Raw genomic sequence first — 22,093 nt, 5'->3', positions numbered from 1 at the left:
CTAGAATGGACTGCCGAACAAAAGATAAAGCCCCACCGAAAGTGGGACTCATCGTTACATGTCTTCATTTTGATAATACGCCAGCACCCGGTTCCGGTCTGTCTGGATTTCGTCTTCTTCCCAGTACTTCCAGTATCCGTAGCGAATATGGAACATATCCTTCAGCCTGTCGCGATTCAAGTAACGGTTGGGAACCTGAATGTTCACATCTGCAGGTGAAATGGGTCTGGTAGCAGCCACACAGTACCCCCAATCTTCATCATGCTCCACTAGAACATCAAAGTGATAGGGCAATACCGAAAAGCCGGCTGCCTTGAGCGTGGCCTGTATCGTCCAGAAGTACTCCGGGGTATTGGAAAGAACCGAACCAGCGATTCCCGCAACCCCGCCAGGATTCAAACGCTCTCTCAACAGACTGTAAAACTCCCAGCTATAGAGCCGACTGAGACCGAGGCTTTCCATGGTGGGTTCAGGCACATCCAAAATGATGACATCCCACTTCTCCTCATTTTTCTCCAGAAAGCTCCTTCCATCCTCGACTACCGTCCGAACCTTGGGATGGTTCAACGACCCTTGGTTAAACTTGACGAGCGGTTCCAGTGTCTTCCCGAATTCAATCATGACTGGATCAATATCTATCACGGTAATTTCTTTCACGTCCGGATAACGAAGGACTTCCCTTGCCGTTATGCCGCCTCCCGCTCCAATGAGCAGGACACGCTCACGTTTCTGCGCAACCGACACAGGAACGTGAATCAAGGCTTCCCCATACATGTCTTCATCTTCGGTTGTTCCGAACATGACATAGCCGTTAGCATAGACCAGCAGCTGGTCTTCATGCTCCACAAGGGCTACTCGCTGGGTAGGGGTCTGCACTTTTCGCAAAATGCGATACTTTCCCTCAGGCTCTTCATCCTCAGCTACGTACGCACGGACCTCAAAACGAAAGTAAAGTCGAATGAGCCCGGCTACAATCAATGTCGCGGCTACACCAACGGCCATCCACAATAATTCCATCATCTCTTATGCGATTCCACCCTCCGTTTGACATACTAGCAGGATATGAAGCCTGTTCTCCTCCTGCATGGATGCATGGACAATGGAAATCAAAAAAGGTAAAAAAAGGCTCGGATGCCGCCACCCGAGCCTTTTACGTAAGAGCTACACTCTTTTTGATTGTTCCGTCGAGCCAGCCGCTTCAGCCACCTGCTCCGCTTCGTGCTGAGCTTCGATAGACTCCTCTGATTTGGCTTTGACCGGCAGGACACTGATCAACACTTCAGTCGCATCTACCCCCAGCTCGATCCCCGGCGGAACGACCAGATCACTGACCAGCACGACGTCACCGATATTCAACCCATCTACATTTACCGTGAACGATTCCGGAATATTTCCAGGCAAGCAGCTAATGTCTACGTTATGACGAACCAATGTAGCAACGCCAAGCTCTGGATCACCGGTCATGAGCACGGGAACTGATGTATGCACCTTTTCATTCATATTGATCTTTTTAAAGTCCGCATGGATGATGACCCCCCCAATCGGATGGCGCTGCAATTCGTTCACCATGACGTCGTAGGTATTGCCATCAACCACCAGTTTATATGGTTTGTTTGTCGCTTGCCGACGCAATGCTGCATCCAGCTCTTTTGCCTGCACTTGAATTTCCTGATTGCTCATATCGGAGCCGTAGACAATGGCGGGTACCCAGCCGTTTCTCCGCAGTGATTTGACCGAGTTCCCCATGCCTTGCGCTCGCATTTGACCCTGAATCGCTTCCACAAAAAAACCTCCCTTGGACCGCTAGTAAAAGTTTCCTCACTAGCTTGTCCAACGAAGGTTTGTTTCAATCCCCCATAAGGCGGGGGCATGTTTCGACTCCTTTGCGGGAGCCGGCTATTAATCGAACAGTTTGCTCACAGACAGCTCTTCGTGCACGCGGATGATGGCTTCGCCAATGATCGGCGCTACGGACAGCACTGTGATTTTGTCGATGATTTGTTCTTCTGTAAGCGGGATCGAGTTGGTCACGATCAGCTCGCGAATTTTGGAGTTGCCGATACGCTCGATTGCTGGTCCGGACAGTACTGGATGGGTGCAGCAAGCGTAAACTTCGCGTGCACCTGCTTCAACCAATGCACTCGCTGCCAGTGTGATGGTACCAGCTGTATCGATGATATCGTCAATGATGATCGCCGTTTTTCCTGCGATGTTCCCTACGATATTCATGACTTCCGCTACGTTCGGCTCCGGACGGCGCTTGTCGATGATCGCGATTGGTGCTTCCAGACGCTCAGCCAGTTTGCGGGCGCGGGTAACACCACCATGGTCAGGAGAAACCACCACGATGTCAGACAGACCTTTTTCGGAGAAGTGTTTTGCCAGGATCGGTACGCCCAACAGATGATCAACCGGGATGTCAAAGAAACCTTGGATTTGGGTCGCATGCAGGTCCATCGTGATTACGCGTTGTGCGCCAGCTGTTTCAATCAAATTGGCAACCAGTTTCGCTGTAATCGGATCGCGTGCGCGTGCTTTACGATCTTGACGAGCATAGCCGTAGTAAGGAATCACTACGTTGATGCTTTTAGCAGAAGCACGTTTCAATGCGTCCACCATCACCAATAGCTCCATCAAATGCTCATTAACGGGAGCAGATGTTGGCTGAATAACAAATACGTCACAACCGCGAACGCTTTCATTCAATTTGATTTGGCACTCACCATCACTAAAGCGCACTGCTTGCGCGTTTCCGAGTGGTACACCAATGTGTTCGGCGATTTCTTTCGCCAGTTCTGGGTTTGCGTTGCACGTAAATACCTTCAGTTTTGGGTCGCGGTAGTTAGCCATGATCTTCTCAAGAACCTCCCGTTATGATTGCTTTTTGCCCTTGCGAGGCATTCTGTTGGCGTAGTCGATTTTATTTACTTGCCGTTCGCGAGCGATAGCAAGCGCATTATCTGGCACATCTTGGGTAATCGTAGAGCCAGCTGCTACATAAGCATTCTGACCGACGGTGACCGGTGCAACCAGATTTGAGTTGCAACCGACGAACGCACCGTCTTGCACGATGGTTTTGTGTTTGACAGCTCCATCGTAGTTGACGGTGATGGTTCCACAGCCGATATTGACGCCATCGCCAATCTCAGCATCCCCTACGTAGCTGAGGTGAGGAACTTTGCTTCCTTCGCCGATTTTCGCATTTTTCAGCTCAACGAAATCACCGATTTTTGCTTTTGGACCAATGACACTTCCCGGACGAACATAGGCAAACGGCCCGACGGTGCTCTCCTGCTCCACGCGAGCATCTACCATAACCGTGTACGTGAGGGAAACGCTGTCAGCTACCTCGACATTGGTTAAATCTGCATTTGGCCCGATGACGCAATCAGCCCCGATGGTTGTCCTTCCACGCAAGAATGTACCCGGATGGATCACCGTATCAGGTGCGATGGTCACGTCTGCCTCGATATAGGTGGATGCTGGGTCCAAAATGGTCACGCCATTACGCATGTGACGGACAGCAATGCGGCGTCTCATATACGCTTCCGCTTCGGAAAGCTGCACACGATCGTTTACCCCCATCGTTTCATCCGGATCTGCTGCTTCGAAAGCGGCAACCTTTTCCCCTGCATCCCGCAGAATACCGACAACATCTGTTACATAGTATTCGCCTTGTGCATTGTCATTTTTCACTTGCGCCAAGGCTTTCCATAATTTTTGGTTGTCATAGCAGTATATGCCCGTATTAATCTCCCGGATCGCCCGTTCCGCTTCCGTGGCGTCCTTATGTTCCACGATTCGCAATACTTCGCCTGCCTCATCGCGCACGATGCGTCCATACCCGGTTGGATCGGACAGTACGGCGGTTAACACGGTCGCCGCCGCTTGCTGCTCTTCGTGATAGGTCAACAAAGCGGACAGAGTCTCTGCAGACAAAAGTGGGACGTCTCCGTACAGTAGAAACGTAGTGCCTTCTTTATCTCGTAAAAATGGCGCTGCCTGCTGGACGGCATGCGCCGTTCCCAACTGCTCTTCTTGTAGTGCATATACAACGCCCTCGCCCAGTTTGGCGCGGACTGTGTCTGCACCATGACCTACGACGACAACGATATCCTCTACCTGCATGGACGCCATCGTATCCACTACATGTTGGACCATTGGCTTTCCGCACACAGGGTGCAGGACCTTGTACAGCTTCGATTTCATCCGTGTACCCTGACCAGCAGCCAGAACCACGGCATGGATCTTAGACATGACAACCCTCCATCGTAGAAGTTCCACAATGACTATATCTTAATCATATGTGGATTTCAAGACAATCGATGCAGGATTATGGCCGTTTTCCGGACATTGCCGGAAAGTTGGACAAATAACGGACAACATTTAATCTTCTGATAAAATTGTGATATATTGATGGTCGATAGGGGTAATTGATAAGGGGGTCGAACGGGATGAGCACTCAGGTGTACTTGCTGACAGGTTATTTAGGAAGCGGAAAAACCACCCTATTGCAGAAAATGCTCACTCATTTGCGTGCACAAGATAGCAAAGTCGTGGTTGTCATGAATGAAATGGGCGAGGAAGATATTGACGGGGAACAACTTCAAGGATTTGGGTTTCCTGTAAAAAAGTTGTTGGATGGCTGCATCTGCTGTTCCATACGAGGGGAAATGACGGAGAGCTTAAAGGAGATAATTACCTCCATACAGCCTGATAAAATTCTCATCGAGACGACAGGCGTAGCTGATCCCGTCGATGTGATCGACGGATTGACTCATCCAGAGCTGTACGAGTCGATTGAACTGAAAGGGATCATCACCGTCGTGGATGCTTCCCGCTTTTCAGAGCTAAACTCACGGTTCCAATCCACGAGCGCCCTGGTGAAAACGATACGCAACCAAGTGAAATACGCAGACCTGCTGCTGGTAAACAAAATCGACATGACTGCTGATGATGCCCTGGAAAAAGTAAAGCGAAAACTGTCCGAGCTGAATCCACATGCGCCCGTTCATTTGACCATCCAGAGCGACATGGACCTACATACCCTCTTAACCGTCACACGTCTGCCCGACCACGTCGCTGCACAAGGAGAAGCGGTCAGCCACGTTCCCGTCCAAAAGAGCATCGGCCGTATGTCTGCGGTGGATCGGCTCAAACAGTCTCTTGGACTTCGTACGAGCTCTCCTTCGCTGTTCAACAGCATCGAGACTTTCTCTTACCCCTTTGCAGGGCCCGTCGATGGCGCCAGGTTTGAAGACTTCCTGTACAGCCTGCCCAAAAACGTGTACCGGGCAAAAGGCTACGTTTTGTTTCACGGAAGAGAGGAGCTCATCTCTTTTCAGCACACCGACAATCAAGTCCATCTATTTCCGTTTGAAAATCATGGACCCAAGATGGTGGCCGTCTTTATCGGAGAGGGAATGAACCGAGACAAGATGATTGCAGATTTGGAAAAATGCTATTGATAGCCGTACGTGTAAGCACCCTGTCAAAGTGACAGGGTGCTTGTTGGTTTTACCTATGCACCGGCTTCAATCGTGCTTTCTTCTTCTTGACCTACGCGATCATACTCAGTCAAGACAGCAGCCTGAATTTTTTCGCGGGTAGTGGAAGAAATCGGGTGCGCGATATCACGGAACTCTCCATCCGGTGTACGTTTGCTCGGCATGGCTACGAACATACCATTGTTTCCGTCAATGACACGGATATCATGAACCACAAATTCATGGTCAATTGTAATGGACGCAATCGCTTTCATCCTACCATCCGTATTCACTCGGCGAAGTCTAACGTCTGTAACTTCCATCTAGTTCACTCCCTTTATCTATAAAAACGCGTTTAGGAGTATTTCCACCCTTTGGGTAAATATTCCTGCTACTCTATGCAAATTTTTAAAAAAATATATAAATTTATTCATATCGACCAAATTCGCACTGAGCCTATGGGGGGAAAGTCGAAAAAAAAAACAGCCTTGCGCACATTTTGCGCGAGGCTGCTCGTTCATCATCCTGATTGTTACGCTTCGATATAAGCCACAATCTCAATTTCTACTTTCACGTCGCGCGGCAGACGTGCCACTTCCACAGTGGAACGAGCCGGTTTGTGATCGCCGAAATACTGGCCGTACACTTCATTGAGCTGAGCGAAATCGTTCATGTCTTTGATGAATACCGTCGCCTTTACGACATTGGACAAGCTACCGCCTGCTTCTGCCAGCACTGCCTGGATGTTGGAGAACACCTGATGAGTCTGAGCGAGGATGTCGCCCTCGACGAGTGTTCCGTCCGCGCGCAGAGGAATTTGACCGGATGCAAATAGGAATGGGCCTACCTTTGCAGCTTGGCTGTATGGACCGATTGCTGCTGGAGCTTTGTCAGTGGAAACAAAAGAGATTGCCATGTGGATCTACTCCCCTCTATTTTGGAAAACCTGACTCCGCAAGTAACGGAGCCGGAATTACACTGAGCAGACAAGAATGGATTCCTATCTGTCAAAAAAGCTTCCGAGCTCGATTTCAATTTGCTTGCCTTTGATGTCTACATCCTGAAGCTTCGCGAGTGACACGTACTCATCGACCAGGCGTTCAGAAACGTCCGCTGTCGTTTCAACCAATACGCCGCAGCCTACTACCGTAGCACGGAACTCTTGCAGCAAGTCGATCATGCCTCGCAGCGTACCGCCTGCTTTCATAAAGTCGTCCACAATCAGGACACGAGACTGCTCAGCCAGTGCACGGCGCGCCAGAGACATGGTCTGAATCCGCTTACTTGACCCCGAAACATAGTTGATACTAACGACCGAACCTTCCGTCACCTTGTTGTCACGTCGCACAATCACCACAGGCACGTTCAAAAACATCGCTGTCGCATAGGCGAGTGGAATCCCTTTGGTTTCCACCGTCATGACCACATCCACATTTTTGTCAGCGTAAGCTGTCGCGAACAGCTTGCCGATCTTCGCCATCGTGGACGGATCGCCGAGAATATCGGACATGTACAGGTATCCACCTGGCAAGAGACGATCCGGATTAGCAAGTTGTCCAATCAGTTCTTGCACGAAAACCAGTGCCTCTTCCGTTTTGACCTGTGGAATGTACTTCACTCCACCAGCCGCTCCCGCCACTGTTTTCAGCAAGCCAACGCCCTGAACCTCAAACGCTTCCTTGATGATGGACAAGTCTTCACTAATCGACGATTTCGCCGCCCCGTATTGTTCGGCAAACAGAGTGAGCGGAATCAGCGTATGGGGATGGGCGAGCAAGTGCTGAGTCATATCGACAAGTCGAGCACTTCTACGCAATTTCTTCATAGCTCTTCCTCCAAAACCGAATATTATGGTGCTAATGTATCATTTATATACGGGTTCATGCAAGCATTTCCCCTTCTTGTGCACCTAACATTCGGGCTACAAATACGTCTTTCACAAAACCGCGCAATGCATTGTAGATCCGGTGAACCTTTGCTTCCTTTTGCACGAGGGCAAACACGGTAGGACCGCTGCCTGACATGAGTACGCCGTCTGCCCCCGACGCCATCATCAGCTCCTTGATCTGCCGCACCTGCGGATGAAGCGGCAAGGTGACATTTTCAAGCACATTCCCGAGCGATTGGCACATGAGTGAAAAATCTTGATCCGAAATCGCCATCAGCATTTCTCCTGTAGCCGGATGGTTGTCGATCTCGGGCACTCGCAGGTTTCCGTATACATCGGCTGTCGAAACACCAATCGGCGGCTTGGCGAGAATGACCCAGCACGGCGCTGGTGCCCCCAGATGGGTGATTTGCTCTCCCCGACCTTTTGCCAGCGCTGTTCCCCCGTACACGCAGAAAGGAACATCAGAGCCAATCTCCGCTCCTACAGCAGCCAGCTCATCCAGACTCAGTCCGAGATTCCATAGTTGGTTCAGCCCGCGGAGCGTTGCCGCTGCATCGCTGCTTCCCCCTGCCAGACCCGCAGCAACGGGGATCTGCTTATCGATATACAAATGCACGCCTTCACGCACATGGTAACGTTCTTTTAAGAGCACCGCAGCTTTGTACGCGTGATTGCGGATATCATCTGGTACGAAGCTAGCAGAGCAGTCCAGCGTGATCTCTCCATCTCCACGTAGAGTCAGATCCACACGATCCGCCAAGTCTACGGTAGTCATCACCATTTCCACTTCGTGATAACCGTCCGGCCGCTTGGCGAGAACATCAAGAGTTAAGTTGATTTTGGCCGGAGCTTTGACCGAGATACGCACGTTGTTCACCTCTGACTACGTTCTAAATTTCCTAGTCTCTTATTGTAGCATAGGCATTCTCTTCCATGCCACTCGATCAAATAAAACAATATGATGGTGAACATTATGACGGTTTAGAAAATACCGATCTCAAAGGAAAGACCGGGTTTCCCCGGCCTGCCAACGAGTCATGTAGTATGCTGTTTGGCCAATGCTTCCTCGGCAATCTGAATCGCGCGTTTGACAATATTCCCTGCGTCACGCGTCGTGATGGCACCCCATCCCTCGGCTTTCACCGTATCGTAAAATCCAAGCTCCTTGGCGATCTCCATCTTGAACTGCTCAGACATAATGCCTCGTCTGCGACCCATAACATCCTCCCTTTCTCGTTGACACAAGTAGTGTGTGCAGTATGGGAGCGTTTCAATCGATTTGGCAGTCCTCATCAGCAACCGAATATTTGGCAAAAATAAAACAGTAGAACCCAATGGGCTCTACTGTTGTACAAATGTGATGCGGATGTGCTGATTCTCACGGCACACCGTCAACTCTACAGTTTCTGTCAAGATGTCCGCATAGCTGTAAGAAACCCGCTCAAAAAGTTGATCGTCGTCTAGCTTTACAACAAACACAGATGGGTATGTTTCTTCGAGGATGCCACTACGTTCGACGGTTTTTCGGCGACCGCCATTAGCCTTCAGCAGGATGCGCTCACCAATGTGTCCGTCTAAACTGCGTTTAATGTCAAGTAACGCGTTTCTTGCCATTGTTCCATCCACCTCGCTTACATCTATTATAACAGCATACACTTATTTTGTCAAAGAAATAAAAAATTATAGCAACCAAGCAGATATTTTGTCAACGGGCTTTTTTTCATGAATTACGTAGATATTTGTCAGTATGATATCGAAAAGAAGCAGAAAACGCAAAAAACCCTCACTTTTGGCGTTATTGGCCCAAAAACGAGGGTCTTTCCATGTCGTTATCCAATCAGCCCGCGCCGCAAGCTTTCGTTGGCTAGGCGTGCAAATTCCTCCAAGCTCAAGGTCTCCCCGCGACGTGTAGGGTCAACCTCGATGTCGGAAAGCATCTGTATTACTTCTTCCTTCTGTTCTTTGCGAAACAGACCGTTCATGAGGTTGTTCAACAAAGTCTTCCGGCGCTGGGCGAACGAGCTTCGAACGACGCGGAAGAACAAGTCCTGGTCATCCACTTCGACTGGCGGACGGTCCCGAACCTTTAGACGGATGACAGCCGAATCTACATTTGGACGAGGGATGAAGACGCTGGCCGGCACGATCATCGCCACTTCTGTCTCTGCATAAAACTGCGCCGCTACAGATAGAGAGCCGTAGTCTTTCGTTCCGGGCTTGGCAGCAATTCTCTCAGCTACTTCTTTCTGAATCATCACCACGATATTTTCGAGCGGCAGACGCTCCTCCAGCAGCTTCATCAGGATCGGAGTGGTCACATAGTAAGGCAGATTTGCCACTACGCTAATCTTGTCCACCCCAGTCATTTTCTCCGCGATCAACGCTTTCAGATCGAGCTCCAGCACATCGCCGTGCACGACCTCAATATTGTCATAAGGGGACAGCGTATCCGCCAAAATAGGGAGCAGCCGCTGGTCAATCTCAACCGCCATCACCTTTTTTGCAGCTCGTCCCAACTGTTCCGTCAACGCGCCGATTCCCGGTCCAATCTCGATGGCTCCTTTTTCTTTCGTCAGATCTGCCTCGCTTACGATATTGTGCAGGATATTGGTGTCGATGAGAAAGTTCTGCCCCAGGCTTTTTTTGAATGAGAAGCCGTACTTCTCCAGGACCTCTTTTGTCCGCGTAGGTGTGGCAATATCCTTGCCTGTCATTTGGGTCATGGCTTAATCCCTTTCTTTGTCTATGGCATTCATAGCTGCTTCAAATTCATCCCGCTTGATTTGGAAGGCATTGAGCCGCTGCAGCATCTGCTTGGCATTGGCATACCCAATCCCCAGCTTCTCCCCCAATTTGATCCGCCGTTCCTTGGAGGTGGGCCCTGATGTCAGACCATGAGCCAGCATATCGTCAGCTGTAATTTCCCCCGCGGTCTCTGCCATCTCCGTACGCACCTCGGACAGTGCCTGAATGATGACTTCCGGGGAGGCGTTTTCGACCCCGATATCGCCCTTCTTCGTCCCATTCTCCTGGGTGATGAACGCATGCTTGCAGCCTGGTACCGCTTTGCTGATAATTTTGCGAATGCGCTCGCCCTGGTAATCCGGGTCTGTAAAAATAATGACGCCGCGCTTCTGCTGCGCCAGGCGGATTTTTTCAATCGTCCAGGTATGGATGGCGGAACCGCCCGTCTCGATCGTATCTGCGTTGACAGCTCGCTTGATCGCTGCGGTATCGTCCCTGCCCTCCACCACGATGACTTCCTTGATTTTCATTCTTTGCTCCCACTTTCGTACATTGTCCCTATGGTACAAGTATGCCAAAAAAATACGGCCAAAAGCCCCAAAAAGCCGAAACATTACCTACCCCAGGAGCGTCTAACTAACAACCAGCTTAACACGGCTCGCAACCAAACAGAAGACAGGAGCATATCGCTCCTGTCCTAAGGCTTCTGCGGTCCTATGATATAGACAGTTTTGTTACGCTTGCGGCCAAACTGGACCGCTTCCGACTCCGTGCTAACAAATACGTCAATCTTGCCACCTTTCATGGCACCACCGGTATCCTCTGCTCGACGATAGCCGACTCCTTCGATATAGACCCACCATCCGTATGGAATGACGCGAGGGTCTACTGCAATCGTATGCCCAGCCTGTGCTTTTACCCCAGTCGCCGTACGGCCATAGCCTGGCGAGCTAGGATGTTTGCCTCCTCCTGATGGAGAATAGGCTGTCAAGGTCACTCCGTTCAGTACTTTCTTCGGCCTGAAAACTTTTCCGCCACGGGATATCGATCCGGCTGCTGATGCGACCAGTACCCGCTGCGAGCTGTCTCCCGCACGCATCGCTACGGCGGTTCCTACGGCAACTACTTGGTCCTTCTTCGGTGTGATGACATCTCTCGTCACGAGTTCTCGGGAGACTTCTTTGCCATCCTCCATGATGACCTTGTAGTGTGCAATTGCCTTACCTTCTTGCCCTGTTTGCAATACCTTGGTTTTACCTCGTTCCAACACAGGATCACTCTTGCGAATTTCCTGATAGGTGACGCGCTCTTCCTCCTCTACCATCTTCTCGACTACGCGTTTGACAGTGATGGAAGAATCTTTGGATAGAGCTGCGGTCAAGGCCGGTTCCACCCGGTCCTTATCACTAACTGCGATGCCGCCGTCCTTCAACGCGCCGGCAACATCACGGCTGAGTGTTTCGATCATTTTTTTCTGCCCGTCAATCTGGACCGGTATGGACCAGACTGTATGTAAAGTGATGACTGTTCCGTTTTTTAGCGATGTCTCAGCTGTCGGTTGAAGGAAATCCTTTTCCGTTACCACGATCTGTCGCTCCGTCAAAAACTGCTCAACTGTTTCGGCTTTGGTAGCCATCGTGCGACTCTCTCCGTCTAACGAAAAAGTGACCTGTTTTGGCTGGGTAGCCTGGGCAGAGAAATACCCAATCATGGGAACGAGCACAAGAGCAAGACCGCCGAATAGGACGAGCCCCCGATTCTTATACCTTTCCCACATCGTGCGTAACTCCATTTCCCACACTCCTTTTCCTAGAAAAGCACATAGGCTTTTTCGGTCTAGCCAGGTAAGGGTCATTGTAATTGCACTAATATTCTGGAAGTGGCCGGTACTAAACAAGATTGGATTTGATTGTATGTTACTTTTCCGGCTTTGTCAAATTTCCCCTACCTTCGGCTGAAGAGATGATGGTACAAGCCTAGCAAAAAGCCTCTGACGAATCATAGTTGATTGGTGTCGACCAGATGTGTCGATGGGACAATAATCGTTCGACACATTGTACATGGTATGCGTCGACAAAAAAGAGTAGAACCCAAGAAATCACGAATAAAAAAAGCGGAAAAACACGAGTAGACCGTGAATTTCCGCTTTTGCTATGTCTTTTTGCTTATTTGAACCGGAATAAACGACGAGCGTTATCTGAGGTGATTTGTGCCATTTCTTCATAGGACAATCCACGAATGTTCGCCATTTCCTCGCAGACGTACCGGACGTAGCCGCTCTCGTTTCGCTTGCCACGGAAAGGATGAGGCGTCAGGTACGGGCTGTCCGTCTCGATCAGGAGTCGATCAAGGGGCACTTTGGCAGCGACCTCCTTGGGCTGCTTGGCGTTCTTAAACGTTAGCGGCCCCCCGAAGGAGATATAGAAATTCATATCCAGCGCCAGCTTTGCGGTCTCCCAGCTCCCAGAAAAGCAGTGCATGATCCCCCCCACTTCCGCTGCCTTCTCCTCTTTGAGGATGGAGATGACATCATGATGGGCATCGCGGTTGTGGATGATGATCGGCATTCCCACTTTGCGGGCGAGGCGAATCTGCTTGCGGAACACCTCTGCCTGCACATCCTTTGGCGACGTATCCCAATAGTAATCGAGACCCATTTCCCCCAGGCCTACGACTTTCGGATGACGACTGAGCTCTTCGATCCATTCCAGATGTTCGTCCGTCATATCTTTTGCATCCTGCGGGTGCCAGCCGACAACAGCGTAAATGAAGTCGTACTTCTCCGCCAGCTCGATGCAGGTCGGGATCGTTTCCGCATTGAATCCGATGTTGACGATCGTGCTGACCCCATTTTCTCTGGCCCGGGCAATGACCTCATCGCGATCCTCGTCAAATTCCTTGGCATTCAGGTGCGTGTGCGTTTCGAATAACACTGCGTAAGACCTACCTTTCTTGCTGCGTGCGCTCGTTACTTCACGATCGCGCCGTTTGGCATACTCGGATCCACCGTCGCGAGCGTCAGCTGATCACCTGCAGAAGCTGCGAGAATCATGCCTTGGGACATTTCGCCGCGGAGTTTCACTGGCTTCAGGTTGGCCACGAGAATGACCTTTTTCCCAACCATTTCTTCCGGAGTGTAATACTTCGCAATACCGGATACTACCTGACGCTTTTCGTATCCCAGATCCAGTTGCAAGATGAGCAATTTGTCCGCATTCGGGTGTTTGGCGCACTCCACGACCTGAGCGACGCGCAGTTCTACTTGGCCAAAGTCATCGATGCCGATTTCTTCTTTGGCATCAGCCGGCTTTTCAGCTGCTGCTTCGGTTTGGTTTGCTGTTGTTTCGCTCACGGATGGTTCCCCTTTCAATGCCTCTTGCTTTTTCTTGTTTTCCTCTGCCTGACGACGGGCTTCGGCAGTGGATTCGTCGATAAATGCCAGCTCGGCTTGAACGTCCAAGCGAGGGAACAATAGTTCCTTTCGGCTAACGGGACTGCCTACAGGCAATCCGCCCCATACGCCGGCAGATTCCCAGCTGGTCGCTTCCTCATTGGCTGCAATCCCGAGTTGGTCCCAAATTTTCGCCGGTGCTTTGGTCATGAATGGCTGAATCAGGATGGAGCTGATCCGGATGCTCTCCGCCAGATTGTACATGACAGTCGCCAGGCGCCCTTTGGTTTCCTCAGACTTGGCCAGATTCCACGGCATGGTTTCATCAATGTATTTGTTGGTGCGTCCCACCAGCTCCCAGATGTGTGCCAAGGCATTGCTGAAGCGCATTGCTTCCATGTGCTCTTCAACCAGACCTTTTGTTTTCACTGCGAGACTGATCAGGCTGTCATCCGGTTCACCTGCGTCTTGCGCAGCCGGAATCACGCCGTCGAAATATTTTTCGATCATCGTGGCGGTGCGGCTCAGCAGATTGCCGATGTCGTTTGCCAAATCGAAGTTCAAACGTTGGACGAACGATTCCGGGGTAAAGATGCCATCCTGTCCGAAGTTGATTTCACGCAGCAGGAAGTAGCGAACGCCATCAGAGCCATAGCGATCGATCAGCAGCTTCGGATCGATCACGTTTCCTTTGGATTTGGACATTTTTCCATCAGGCATCAGGAGCCAGCCATGTCCAAAGATTTGCTTCGGCAGCGGAACATCCAAAGCCATCAACAGAATGGGCCAGTAAATGGTGTGGAAACGCAAAATATCTTTTCCTACCATGTGCACATCGGCCGGCCAGAAGCGGCGGTACTTGCTGTCATCGTCGCTCAGATAGCCCAATGCCGAAATATAGTTGGTCAATGCATCAATCCAAACGTAGATGACATGCTCCGGATCACTTGGGACTTTGATTCCCCAGTCAAACGTGCTGCGGGAAACGGAGAGATCCTGCAGACCTGGCTTCAGGAAGTTGTTGATCATCTCGTTTTTGCGGCTCTCCGGCTGTATGAAATCAGGATTGGCTTCGATGTGCGCAAGCAGTCTGTCCTGGTATTTGGACATGCGGAAGAAGTAGTTTTTCTCCTTCACCTTTTTCACTTCGCGACCACAGTCAGGACAAATGTAACCTTTGTCCGTTTTACATTGGGTCTCGGTCCAGAATGCTTCATCCGGCACACAGTAGTAGCCTTCGTATTCGCCCAGGTAGATGTCTCCCTGATCGAGCAGACGCTGGAATACTTTTTGGACCACTTCTTTATGACGCGGTTGGGTCGTACGGATGAAGTCATCGTAGGAAATGTCCAATTTTGCCCACAGATCGCGGATCCAATCAACGACAGGGTCTATGAATTCCAGCGGAGCTTTGCCATCCTCGGCGGCGCGCTCTTGCAGCTTTTGACCATGCTCGTCTGTGCCTGTGAGGTAGTAGACATCATAGCCGCGCAGACGTTTGTAGCGTGCCACTGCATCACAGGCAATCGTTGTGTAGGCATTTCCGATATGCAGCTTGTTGCTCGGATAGTAAATCGGTGTGGTAATGTAATACGTTGGTTTCATTGCAACAAAACACCTCCAAATTACGTTTAGAAAATAGAAAAGCCCGCCCCAAAATTGGGGCGAGCTTATTACTCACGGTACCACCCAAACATTCCGCACCCTCACGGATCACGGACTTGGTGAGTCAAGGATTTGACTCTGCCCGTAACGTGGGCTTGCGTCGCGGACTACTGGGAACGGCATTGCACCGTCTCATGTTCATCGGCGAGACTCTGGGTCCATGTTCAGCTTGCTCACTTATGCCGGTTTTCAGCTACCCCGGCTCTCTGGAATAAGGAGTTGCGGCCTACTCTTCCCATCACGGTCGTTTGCTATGTTTTCCCTCTTTACACCCTCTATTGTACACGACCAACCTGTTTTGTAAACCTCCCCTCCACCACTTTTCCACAAAACAGGCATACGGTTGAAATAAAAGGAAAAAGAGTGAAATAACGGTGATTATGTCGAATAATCAAGTCTGAATTCGACATGAACCGACTGTTATCAAGCTGATAAATTCCAGTAAATATTATCCATATCATTTTACATAAGATTTCCACATTACAGAAAAACGTTGTTATATCAGCATTCTTATTTTCTAAAAACATTTTGGTTTTCAAAGAATTGTCAAAACGATGTTGACACCTTTGGGAATCGCTGGTATGATGTGTTCAACAGAAAATGTCGAATATTGACGATTAATGATTCAGGTTGGACAATAGCATCGACATGTCCAGTTTTGGGAGGAGAAAACACAATGATGAAATCAACAGGTATTGTACGTAAAGTGGACGAGTTGGGCCGTGTAGTTATTCCAATCGAATTGCGCCGCACACTGGGTATCGCAGAAAAAGACGCATTGGAAATTTACGTGGACGGCGAGCGCATCATCCTGAAAAAATATGAGCCTGCTTGCATTTTCTGCGGTAACGCTGACAAAGTATCTCATTTTAAAGGTAAAATCGTTTGCCAAGACTGTCTGTCCGAAATGCCAGTCGTAAAACGATAAAAACCTGTTTCTTCTATTACATATATTCGAGCCTTCTCGGGAAGACAAGCCCGAAGAAGGCTCTTTTTGCATATAAAAAAGCTGACCGCAGTCGGCCAGCTCTATTCCGCTTGATCACGATGGTACTCATTGTACACATCGCGCTTGGAGACGCCTCGGTCATCTGCAGCTTTCTTGATCGCCTCTTTTTTATTCAAGCCCTGCTCACAGTACGTATCGACATGCTCGATGACACTGAGTGAATGCCACCATGCATCCGCTTCCTCTTCCTCCAGGGGTCCGGTGTAGCCCTCGACAATCAGGCAAAATTCGCCCCGCGCTTCGCCTTCCCGCAGCCACTCCAGCAATTCATCGATCGTCCCCCGCACAAACTCCTCATATCGCTTGGTAAGCTCTCTTGCCAGAACCCCACGGCGATTGCCCCACGCTTCCCGGATGGCTCCGAGTGTTTTTTCGATCCGGTGGGGGGCCTCATAGAAAATCAACGTCTCGGGATATTTTTTCAGCCGATCCAGTTCTTCGCGACGCTCCTTGTTTTCCCGTCCAATAAAACCGCAAAACACAAATCGCTCCGTCGGCAGTCCCGATGCGATCAGCGCTGTCAACGCAGCATTGGCTCCCGGAACCGGGATGACTGCAAATCCTGCAGCGGCGGCATCTCGCACCAGCTCCGCACCTGGATCTGAAATAGCAGGCAGCCCTGCATCGCTGACGAGAGCAATTTGCTTGCCTTCCGCCAGCCATTGCAAGAGCCCGTTTCCGCTCGCTTCCTTATTATGCTCGTGATAGCTGACCGTCCGCTTGTCGATTGCAAAGTGGTTCAGCAGTTTGCGTGTCTGCCTTGTATCCTCACAGGCAATGACATCGACGGAGCGCAGCGTTTCCAGACAGCGCACCGTCATATCGTCGAGATTTCCGATCGGTGTCGCTACCAAGTACAGGACGCCTGACTGCTCGGTGGAAAAACTACGTTGAACTTGAATCATGGGGTCCCTCTCCAATCAATTCTTCTTTTTTGGGGCGGGAGAGCCGTTTGATTCCTTCCTCTCTCCTCAGCCCCCAGGAGCGGTCTGTCCCCTCTTCCCAATACAACAGTTCGACAGGTCCCCGCCCTCGGGTATATTTGGCTCCTTTGCCTTCGTTGTGTGCACGCAGGCGTCGCAGCAGCTCGGTCGTATAGCCCGTGTAAAGACTCCCGTCTGCACAAGCCAAAATGTACACAAAGTGACTTTTATGCGAGGGAATCGCGTCTTCCGAAATAGATTTCCTGCAGTTCTTCACAGTATTCCTCTCCATTTTCATACACAATCAACGGCGGCTGGATTCGCAGCTCCGGCTTGCCTCCCCGCATCCCTTCGATCAGTACCATGTTCGGCTCCGCATCTTTGCGCGGGTACACGAGACGCATCCGTTTCGGCTCAATCCCGTATTGACGCATCAGAGAGATAATCTCGATCAGGCGTGTCGAACGATGTACCATAGCGAGCTTACCTCCGTTTTTCAGTAGCTGGCTGCCGACACGAATCACATCTTCCAGCGAGAGCATGATTTCATGGCGCGCGATTGCAAAATGCTCACTGATGTTCTTTTCACCGCTGGTCGCAGGCATATACGGCGGATTGCAGGTAATCACGTCAAACTTGGAATGGCCGAATCGCTCCACCGCTTCCTTTACATCGCCATGGTGCATGGTGATCCGTCCTTCCAGACGATTCAACGCTACATTGCGGCTCGCCATGCTAAACAGCCGCTCCTGAATCTCGATCCCTTCAAAGGAAGCTTCCGGCGTCCGGGTCGTCATGATGAGCGGAATCGCTCCGTTACCCGTGCAGAAATCGAGGATGCGTCCTCTTTTTGGCGCAGAGGCAAAGCGAGCCAGCAGGACGGCATCCATCGAGAAGCAAAATACCTCGTGGCTTTGTATAATCTTCAATTCATGAGTCAGCAAATCGTCGATGCGCTCCGATTCATAGAGCGGCACATTGGTGACAGGTTCCATCCGTTGGTCCATACCCCTTTAGATCTTATCGTTATGATTTCCTATCCATTTAAAAGCGACCTGACACATGGCCTAGGTCGCTTTTGATTTACCATCTATTTTTGAGGGCCTCCGCTTAAAAACGACAAGCAGAATAAACAATCGCCTTCTTTACGCAAGCTGCCAAAATGGACATTACAGATATGAAACCCTTCTGCGTAGAGACGAGCCAGGTTGTCGTACCCTTCTCCGACGACTGCTTTCTTGGTCTTCTCCTGGGCAACAGGGCGAGTACCCTTTTGCTTGGGAGAGGAGCTTGTCTTTTTCCTGTCCAGTCGGTTGCGAAGGTGCTGGTTTTCAACGAGTAATTGGGCATTTTCCTCCATCAAAACGACGATGACGTCTTTCAACTCACCGATCTCTTTATAAAGGTCCCCAATTCGTTCTTCAATGCTCGCCATTTTGACGAAGATTTCCCGTTTGTCCACTAGCTCACCTCTCCCCTACTCCCGCGTTTATTCAAAAGCGGGATGCCCTATCGCAATCTCATCGAGCCCAAACTCTGTGATCTTTTTATCGATCGAAAGTTCTACTTGAACCGATTGGTCGAGTACATTGACGGACACGACTCGGCCATTACCCATCGGAGTGGTGACGACCTTGCCGATGTCCGGCATTTCATCACGCGTACTCTCGTAGTTGTCGTTCTCGTATTTTAAACAGCACATCAATCTGCCGCAAAGTCCGGAGATTTTGGCTGGATTCAACGAAAGGTTTTGGTCTTTGGCCATCTTAATGGATACTGGCTCAAAATCGCCAAGGAACGTAGAACAGCAGAGCAGTCGTCCACAAGGTCCGATACCGCCGAGCATCTTGGCTTCGTCTCGCACACCGATCTGGCGAAGCTCAATACGCGTACGGAATACCGAAGCCAGGTCTTTGACCAGCTCGCGGAAATCTACTCGACCATCTGCCGTGAAGTAAAAGATGATCTTGTTGCGATCGAATGTATACTCTACATCGACCAGCTTCATGTCCAGCTTGTGTTCCCTGATCTTGGTCTGACAAACGGCAAAAGCATTCTTGGCGGCCTGCTTGTTCTCGTCCACCTGCTTTGCATCCTTGTCGTCTGCGACGCGGATCACCTTTTTCAATGGCAACACGACATCGGAATCTGCTACCTGCTTCTTCCCGATTACAACCTTGCCATATTCGACCCCTCGTGCCGTTTCCACGATGACCGTACAATCTTTTTCAATCGGCAGTCGGTCCGGGTCGAAGTAATATATTTTGCCCGCTTTTTTAAAGCGGACTCCAACAACCTCGTACAAGGTTATCCCTCCTGGAATTGAAGAACCAACCGCTCAAGAGCCAACTGTACGTTGGCATTTCGCTCTATCCGATTTTTCGTCTCCATGACCAAATCTATCCCGTGCAAGAGCTCAGCTTTTGTCCATACCAGTGCTTGTCCTTGCAGCACATCCTGTTGGTCGCTGTTAATGAGATGGGCATGCCTGCCTACTTGCACATACAGGATATCGCGCAGCCAAAGGATGAGCAAATCTAAAAAGAGGGGTAGTTCCTCTTTAATTTTGTCGCTCTTTTGCAACATATCATGGATGGTAAAAAGCGCAGACGAATTGCGTTGTTTGCACTCCTGAATCAATTGTATCACTAGATTTCTTAGCTGTGCAAACGATTCTGATTGGGTTAGCACCTTGGCCTCTTCCACATTTGTCGTAATGTGGGAAGCGACATGGGCCAATCCTGCCAAAACGCCTTCCCTGCGCAGTTCTTGTGCGATCGCCTCTGCAGAAAGTGGCGAAAATTGTACGATTTGGCAGCGCGACAAAATGGTAGGGAGAATCGCATGGCTGTGTTCTGTGAGCAGCAGGGCGAGCACCCCAGCAGGTGGCTCCTCCAAAAACTTGAGGAGACTGTTGGCAGCTTGTGTCGTCATTTTATCGACGTGCTCGATGATGTACACCTTGTGCCGGGACTCGACCGCACGCATCGCCATTTCCTTTTGCAGCGCACGGATCTGATCGATTTTGATAGAAGCTCCATCCGGCGTAATAAACAGCACGTCGGGATGATTGCCTCCCTCGATGCGTCTGCATGTAAGACAGGCCCCGCAGGCGTCAGCTTCCCTCTCCGGACAAAACAGGGATTTCGCCAGATGCAGGGCCATCTGCTTTTTGCCTGCGCCCTTAGGACCGGTCAGCAAATAAGCGTGTGCCAGCCGTTCGTTGCGAAGGCTATGGTACAGCAGCTCCGATGCCCGAGGCTGCTGGGAGAATTGTGTCCATGTCATGGTTATTCAACACCTAACTAAAAGTACAGGTTGATCAGCATTCCGCGAATTTCACCGATGCGGGCCAGCAAGTCAATCATGGGTGCCTGGTCGCTCAGCAGCTCATCCGTGAGTTTGAGCAGCTCCGTATCCACCTCTTTGACGATCTTGTACAGCCTGCTGCGGCCACGCCGGTTCATCCCCCGTCGGTCGTCCAGGGCGATACCGTACTTCACGGCTTCCTCCATGAACTGCTTGACGAGATTTTTATAGGAATAAAAGTCGCGCACGGAGCGGGAACGGGCGAGTATCTGACCTTGCTTGTCGATATCAGACAACAGCCGATTCAGCCGCTCCTGGGACATACGTTCGTCTTCACCTTGAACCATCGTGCCAAAATTCAGCTTTTCGAGCTGAGGATTTCTGCGTGCATCTGTCGTTTTAACCATGTCCAGCTTCGGCCGAAGACCATCGCTGATTTTCATATCGCCACCTCCGCATCCGATCCGAGGGTTTTGTCCCCATGAGAATCAGTATATACGAAAGCAGCGAAAAAAGAGAGCAGGAACTGACGGAAAGCAGATGCTAGAAGGAGTGGAATTCTCCAACGTCGAGCACGAACACAGCAGCTCCGCCTACCTGCACCTCGAGGGGGTATGGCATAAACGAGTCTACCGCATTGCTAAGTGGAGAAACAGGAGTGACCATCTGTTTGCGGGATTTGCAATTATGAGCAATGATGTCGATTACTTCCGGCACGCTTTCGTCAGACGTACCGATCAAGAATGTTGTGTTACCGGCGCGTAAAAAGCTACCCGTACTGGCAAGCTTAGTAGCACGAAATCCTTTTTTCACCAGCTGTTGAGACAGACGACCACTGTCTTTGTCTTGGACGACCGCAACTACCATTTTCATCGGCTATCACCCTTTCCGCAAATAATCATTCCCACTTAGGGTTCTCGGTGCTTCATTGTATGTGAAACATGTGGGCATGGTACGATATTCTTTCTAAACATATTATACAGCATGTACGCTGCCGAACGGTACTGCCACCTTACAATCGGGCCAATAACGCGTCGAGTGCGTCCTGATACACCTGTTCCATCGACTGACCAGCGTCGATCACGAGGAAACGCTCCGGGTCCCGGGCCATCGCCAGCTGGTATCCTTCCCTGACCAGCTCATGGAAACGCATGCCCTCCAGATCCAGACGATTGACCTCTCTGCCTCTCGCAGCATTGATCCTCGCCAGACCGACCTCAGGCTGGACGTCGAAAAACAGCGTCAGCTGGGGCATGCAGTCACCGATTGCGAATTTGTTGATGGCATACACTTCTTCGATTCCCAGACCGCGAGCATGACCTTGGTATGCAAGGCTGCTGTCGATAAAACGGTCGCATAGCACCAGTTTCCCTGCCTCAAGTGCAGGGAGCACCTTTTCCGCCAAATGCTGCCCCCGCGCAGCCGCATACAATAACGCTTCTGTGCGTTTGTCCATTTGCGTATGCGCCGGGTTCAAGATGATTTCGCGTATCTGCTCGGCGATATCGATACCGCCCGGCTCCCTCGTGAGAAGCACGTCCATTCCACGCTCCTGCAGCTCCGCATACAGCCTCGCGATGATCGTGGATTTTCCTGCGCCCTCTCCACCTTCCACGGTGATGAACCGACCTTTTCGTCCTGTTGTCACTTTCATGCTCCTTCCGCCAAAACACC

General features: G+C 50.6%; 26 protein-coding genes. 2 read left to right on the top strand and 24 right to left on the bottom strand.

The genetic code is table 11. The annotated features are described in order from the left end of the window. Positions 1–54: 54 nt before the first annotated feature. The 4 genes from JNE38_RS00720 to glmU all read right to left on the bottom strand — a co-directional run bounded on the left by JNE38_RS00720 (position 55) and on the right by glmU (position 4,257). On the bottom strand, positions 55–1,020 hold the full coding sequence (locus JNE38_RS00720) for a spermidine synthase (RefSeq protein ID WP_203354838.1): 966 nt from the start codon (positions 1,018–1,020) through the stop codon (positions 55–57). 141 nt (positions 1,021–1,161) lie between these two features. Next, on the bottom strand, positions 1,162–1,782 hold the full coding sequence (locus JNE38_RS00715; protein WP_203354837.1) for a 50S ribosomal protein L25: 621 nt from the start codon (positions 1,780–1,782) through the stop codon (positions 1,162–1,164). A gap of 117 nt (positions 1,783–1,899) precedes the next feature. Next, positions 1,900–2,850, bottom strand: coding sequence for a ribose-phosphate diphosphokinase (locus JNE38_RS00710; RefSeq protein ID WP_203354836.1), 951 nt, complete (start codon positions 2,848–2,850; stop codon positions 1,900–1,902). Between the two features lie 21 nt (positions 2,851–2,871). Continuing rightward, positions 2,872–4,257 (bottom strand): bifunctional UDP-N-acetylglucosamine diphosphorylase/glucosamine-1-phosphate N-acetyltransferase GlmU, encoded by a 1,386-nt coding sequence (gene glmU / locus JNE38_RS00705; RefSeq protein ID WP_203354835.1) that lies wholly within the window; start codon positions 4,255–4,257, stop codon positions 2,872–2,874. A gap of 197 nt (positions 4,258–4,454) precedes the next feature. On the opposite strand from glmU, the gene JNE38_RS00700 reads away from it, so the two are divergent. Next, entirely contained in the window at positions 4,455–5,468 is a 1,014-nt protein-coding gene (locus tag JNE38_RS00700) for a CobW family GTP-binding protein (protein ID WP_203354834.1), read from the top strand. A gap of 53 nt (positions 5,469–5,521) precedes the next feature. On the opposite strand, the gene spoVG is transcribed toward JNE38_RS00700, so the two are convergent. The 11 genes from spoVG to metG form a co-directional block, all read right to left on the bottom strand. Next, on the bottom strand, positions 5,522–5,809 hold the full coding sequence (gene spoVG / locus JNE38_RS00695; RefSeq protein ID WP_007719936.1) for a septation regulator SpoVG: 288 nt from the start codon (positions 5,807–5,809) through the stop codon (positions 5,522–5,524). A gap of 209 nt (positions 5,810–6,018) precedes the next feature. After that, positions 6,019–6,402, bottom strand: a complete 384-nt coding sequence (locus JNE38_RS00690; RefSeq protein WP_203354833.1) for a RidA family protein — start codon at positions 6,400–6,402, stop codon at positions 6,019–6,021. 84 nt (positions 6,403–6,486) lie between these two features. Further along, positions 6,487–7,311, bottom strand: coding sequence for a pur operon repressor (gene purR, locus JNE38_RS00685; RefSeq protein WP_203354832.1), 825 nt, complete (start codon positions 7,309–7,311; stop codon positions 6,487–6,489). Positions 7,312–7,366: 55 nt separating this feature from the next. Then, positions 7,367–8,245 (bottom strand): 4-(cytidine 5'-diphospho)-2-C-methyl-D-erythritol kinase, encoded by an 879-nt coding sequence (gene ispE / locus JNE38_RS00680; protein ID WP_203354831.1) that lies wholly within the window; start codon positions 8,243–8,245, stop codon positions 7,367–7,369. Positions 8,246–8,412: 167 nt separating this feature from the next. Beyond that, on the bottom strand, positions 8,413–8,595 hold the full coding sequence (locus tag JNE38_RS00675) for a small, acid-soluble spore protein, alpha/beta type (protein WP_203354830.1): 183 nt from the start codon (positions 8,593–8,595) through the stop codon (positions 8,413–8,415). 123 nt (positions 8,596–8,718) lie between these two features. Then, positions 8,719–8,991, bottom strand: coding sequence for a biofilm formation stimulator Veg (veg, locus tag JNE38_RS00670; protein WP_055746088.1), 273 nt, complete (start codon positions 8,989–8,991; stop codon positions 8,719–8,721). 215 nt (positions 8,992–9,206) lie between these two features. After that, on the bottom strand, positions 9,207–10,100 hold the full coding sequence (gene rsmA / locus JNE38_RS00665) for a 16S rRNA (adenine(1518)-N(6)/adenine(1519)-N(6))-dimethyltransferase RsmA (protein WP_203354829.1): 894 nt from the start codon (positions 10,098–10,100) through the stop codon (positions 9,207–9,209). Positions 10,101–10,103: 3 nt separating this feature from the next. Beyond that, positions 10,104–10,652: a ribonuclease M5 gene (gene rnmV / locus JNE38_RS00660; RefSeq protein WP_203354828.1), complete on the bottom strand. Its 549-nt coding sequence runs from the start codon at positions 10,650–10,652 to the stop codon at positions 10,104–10,106. A gap of 167 nt (positions 10,653–10,819) precedes the next feature. Further along, positions 10,820–11,914 (bottom strand): resuscitation-promoting factor, encoded by a 1,095-nt coding sequence (locus JNE38_RS00655; protein ID WP_203354827.1) that lies wholly within the window; start codon positions 11,912–11,914, stop codon positions 10,820–10,822. A gap of 373 nt (positions 11,915–12,287) precedes the next feature. Continuing rightward, complete coding sequence (locus JNE38_RS00650; RefSeq protein WP_203354826.1) at positions 12,288–13,055, bottom strand: TatD family hydrolase; 768 nt, start codon at positions 13,053–13,055, stop codon at positions 12,288–12,290. A gap of 35 nt (positions 13,056–13,090) precedes the next feature. Further along, positions 13,091–15,118 (bottom strand): methionine--tRNA ligase, encoded by a 2,028-nt coding sequence (metG, locus tag JNE38_RS00645; protein WP_203354825.1) that lies wholly within the window; start codon positions 15,116–15,118, stop codon positions 13,091–13,093. A gap of 736 nt (positions 15,119–15,854) precedes the next feature. Between metG and JNE38_RS00640 the strand changes: the two genes are divergently transcribed. Further along, positions 15,855–16,106: an AbrB/MazE/SpoVT family DNA-binding domain-containing protein gene (locus JNE38_RS00640; RefSeq protein ID WP_055746082.1), complete on the top strand. Its 252-nt coding sequence runs from the start codon at positions 15,855–15,857 to the stop codon at positions 16,104–16,106. 101 nt (positions 16,107–16,207) lie between these two features. Here JNE38_RS00640 and rsmI read toward each other — a convergent pair whose 3' ends face one another. The 9 genes from rsmI to tmk form a co-directional block, all read right to left on the bottom strand. Continuing rightward, a complete protein-coding gene (gene rsmI / locus JNE38_RS00635) occupies positions 16,208–17,089 on the bottom strand; it encodes a 16S rRNA (cytidine(1402)-2'-O)-methyltransferase (RefSeq protein WP_203357372.1) in 882 nt (293 codons plus the stop codon). Then, the gene (locus tag JNE38_RS00630) at positions 17,073–17,402 is read right to left on the bottom strand and encodes a GIY-YIG nuclease family protein (RefSeq protein ID WP_203354824.1); all 330 of its coding nucleotides are present in this window, start codon (positions 17,400–17,402) and stop codon (positions 17,073–17,075) included. Before JNE38_RS00630 ends, rsmI begins: the two co-directional genes overlap by 17 nt. Continuing rightward, on the bottom strand, positions 17,338–18,105 hold the full coding sequence (locus tag JNE38_RS00625; RefSeq protein ID WP_203357371.1) for a tRNA1(Val) (adenine(37)-N6)-methyltransferase: 768 nt from the start codon (positions 18,103–18,105) through the stop codon (positions 17,338–17,340). Before JNE38_RS00625 ends, JNE38_RS00630 begins: the two co-directional genes overlap by 65 nt. 95 nt (positions 18,106–18,200) lie before the next feature. Beyond that, positions 18,201–18,572, bottom strand: coding sequence for a DNA replication initiation control protein YabA (gene yabA / locus JNE38_RS00620; RefSeq protein ID WP_203354823.1), 372 nt, complete (start codon positions 18,570–18,572; stop codon positions 18,201–18,203). Between the two features lie 27 nt (positions 18,573–18,599). Continuing rightward, a complete protein-coding gene (locus JNE38_RS00615; RefSeq protein ID WP_203354822.1) occupies positions 18,600–19,415 on the bottom strand; it encodes a PSP1 domain-containing protein in 816 nt (271 codons plus the stop codon). A 2-nt stretch (positions 19,416–19,417) separates the two neighbouring features. Then, the gene (gene holB / locus JNE38_RS00610) at positions 19,418–20,398 is read right to left on the bottom strand and encodes a DNA polymerase III subunit delta' (protein WP_203354821.1); all 981 of its coding nucleotides are present in this window, start codon (positions 20,396–20,398) and stop codon (positions 19,418–19,420) included. 17 nt (positions 20,399–20,415) lie between these two features. Then, entirely contained in the window at positions 20,416–20,862 is a 447-nt protein-coding gene (locus JNE38_RS00605; protein WP_203354820.1) for a YaaR family protein, read from the bottom strand. Between the two features lie 100 nt (positions 20,863–20,962). After that, positions 20,963–21,292, bottom strand: coding sequence for a cyclic-di-AMP receptor (locus tag JNE38_RS00600; protein WP_007719896.1), 330 nt, complete (start codon positions 21,290–21,292; stop codon positions 20,963–20,965). A gap of 139 nt (positions 21,293–21,431) precedes the next feature. Continuing rightward, positions 21,432–22,073 (bottom strand): dTMP kinase, encoded by a 642-nt coding sequence (gene tmk, locus JNE38_RS00595; RefSeq protein ID WP_203354819.1) that lies wholly within the window; start codon positions 22,071–22,073, stop codon positions 21,432–21,434. Positions 22,074–22,093 lie beyond the last annotated feature (20 nt).

It is taken from the genome of Brevibacillus choshinensis, assembly GCF_016811915.1.
GTDB lineage: Bacteria > Bacillota > Bacilli > Brevibacillales > Brevibacillaceae > Brevibacillus > Brevibacillus choshinensis_A.
Note: the sequence above shows the minus strand (reverse complement) of the source record. Positions and strands in the feature narration are given on the sequence as shown.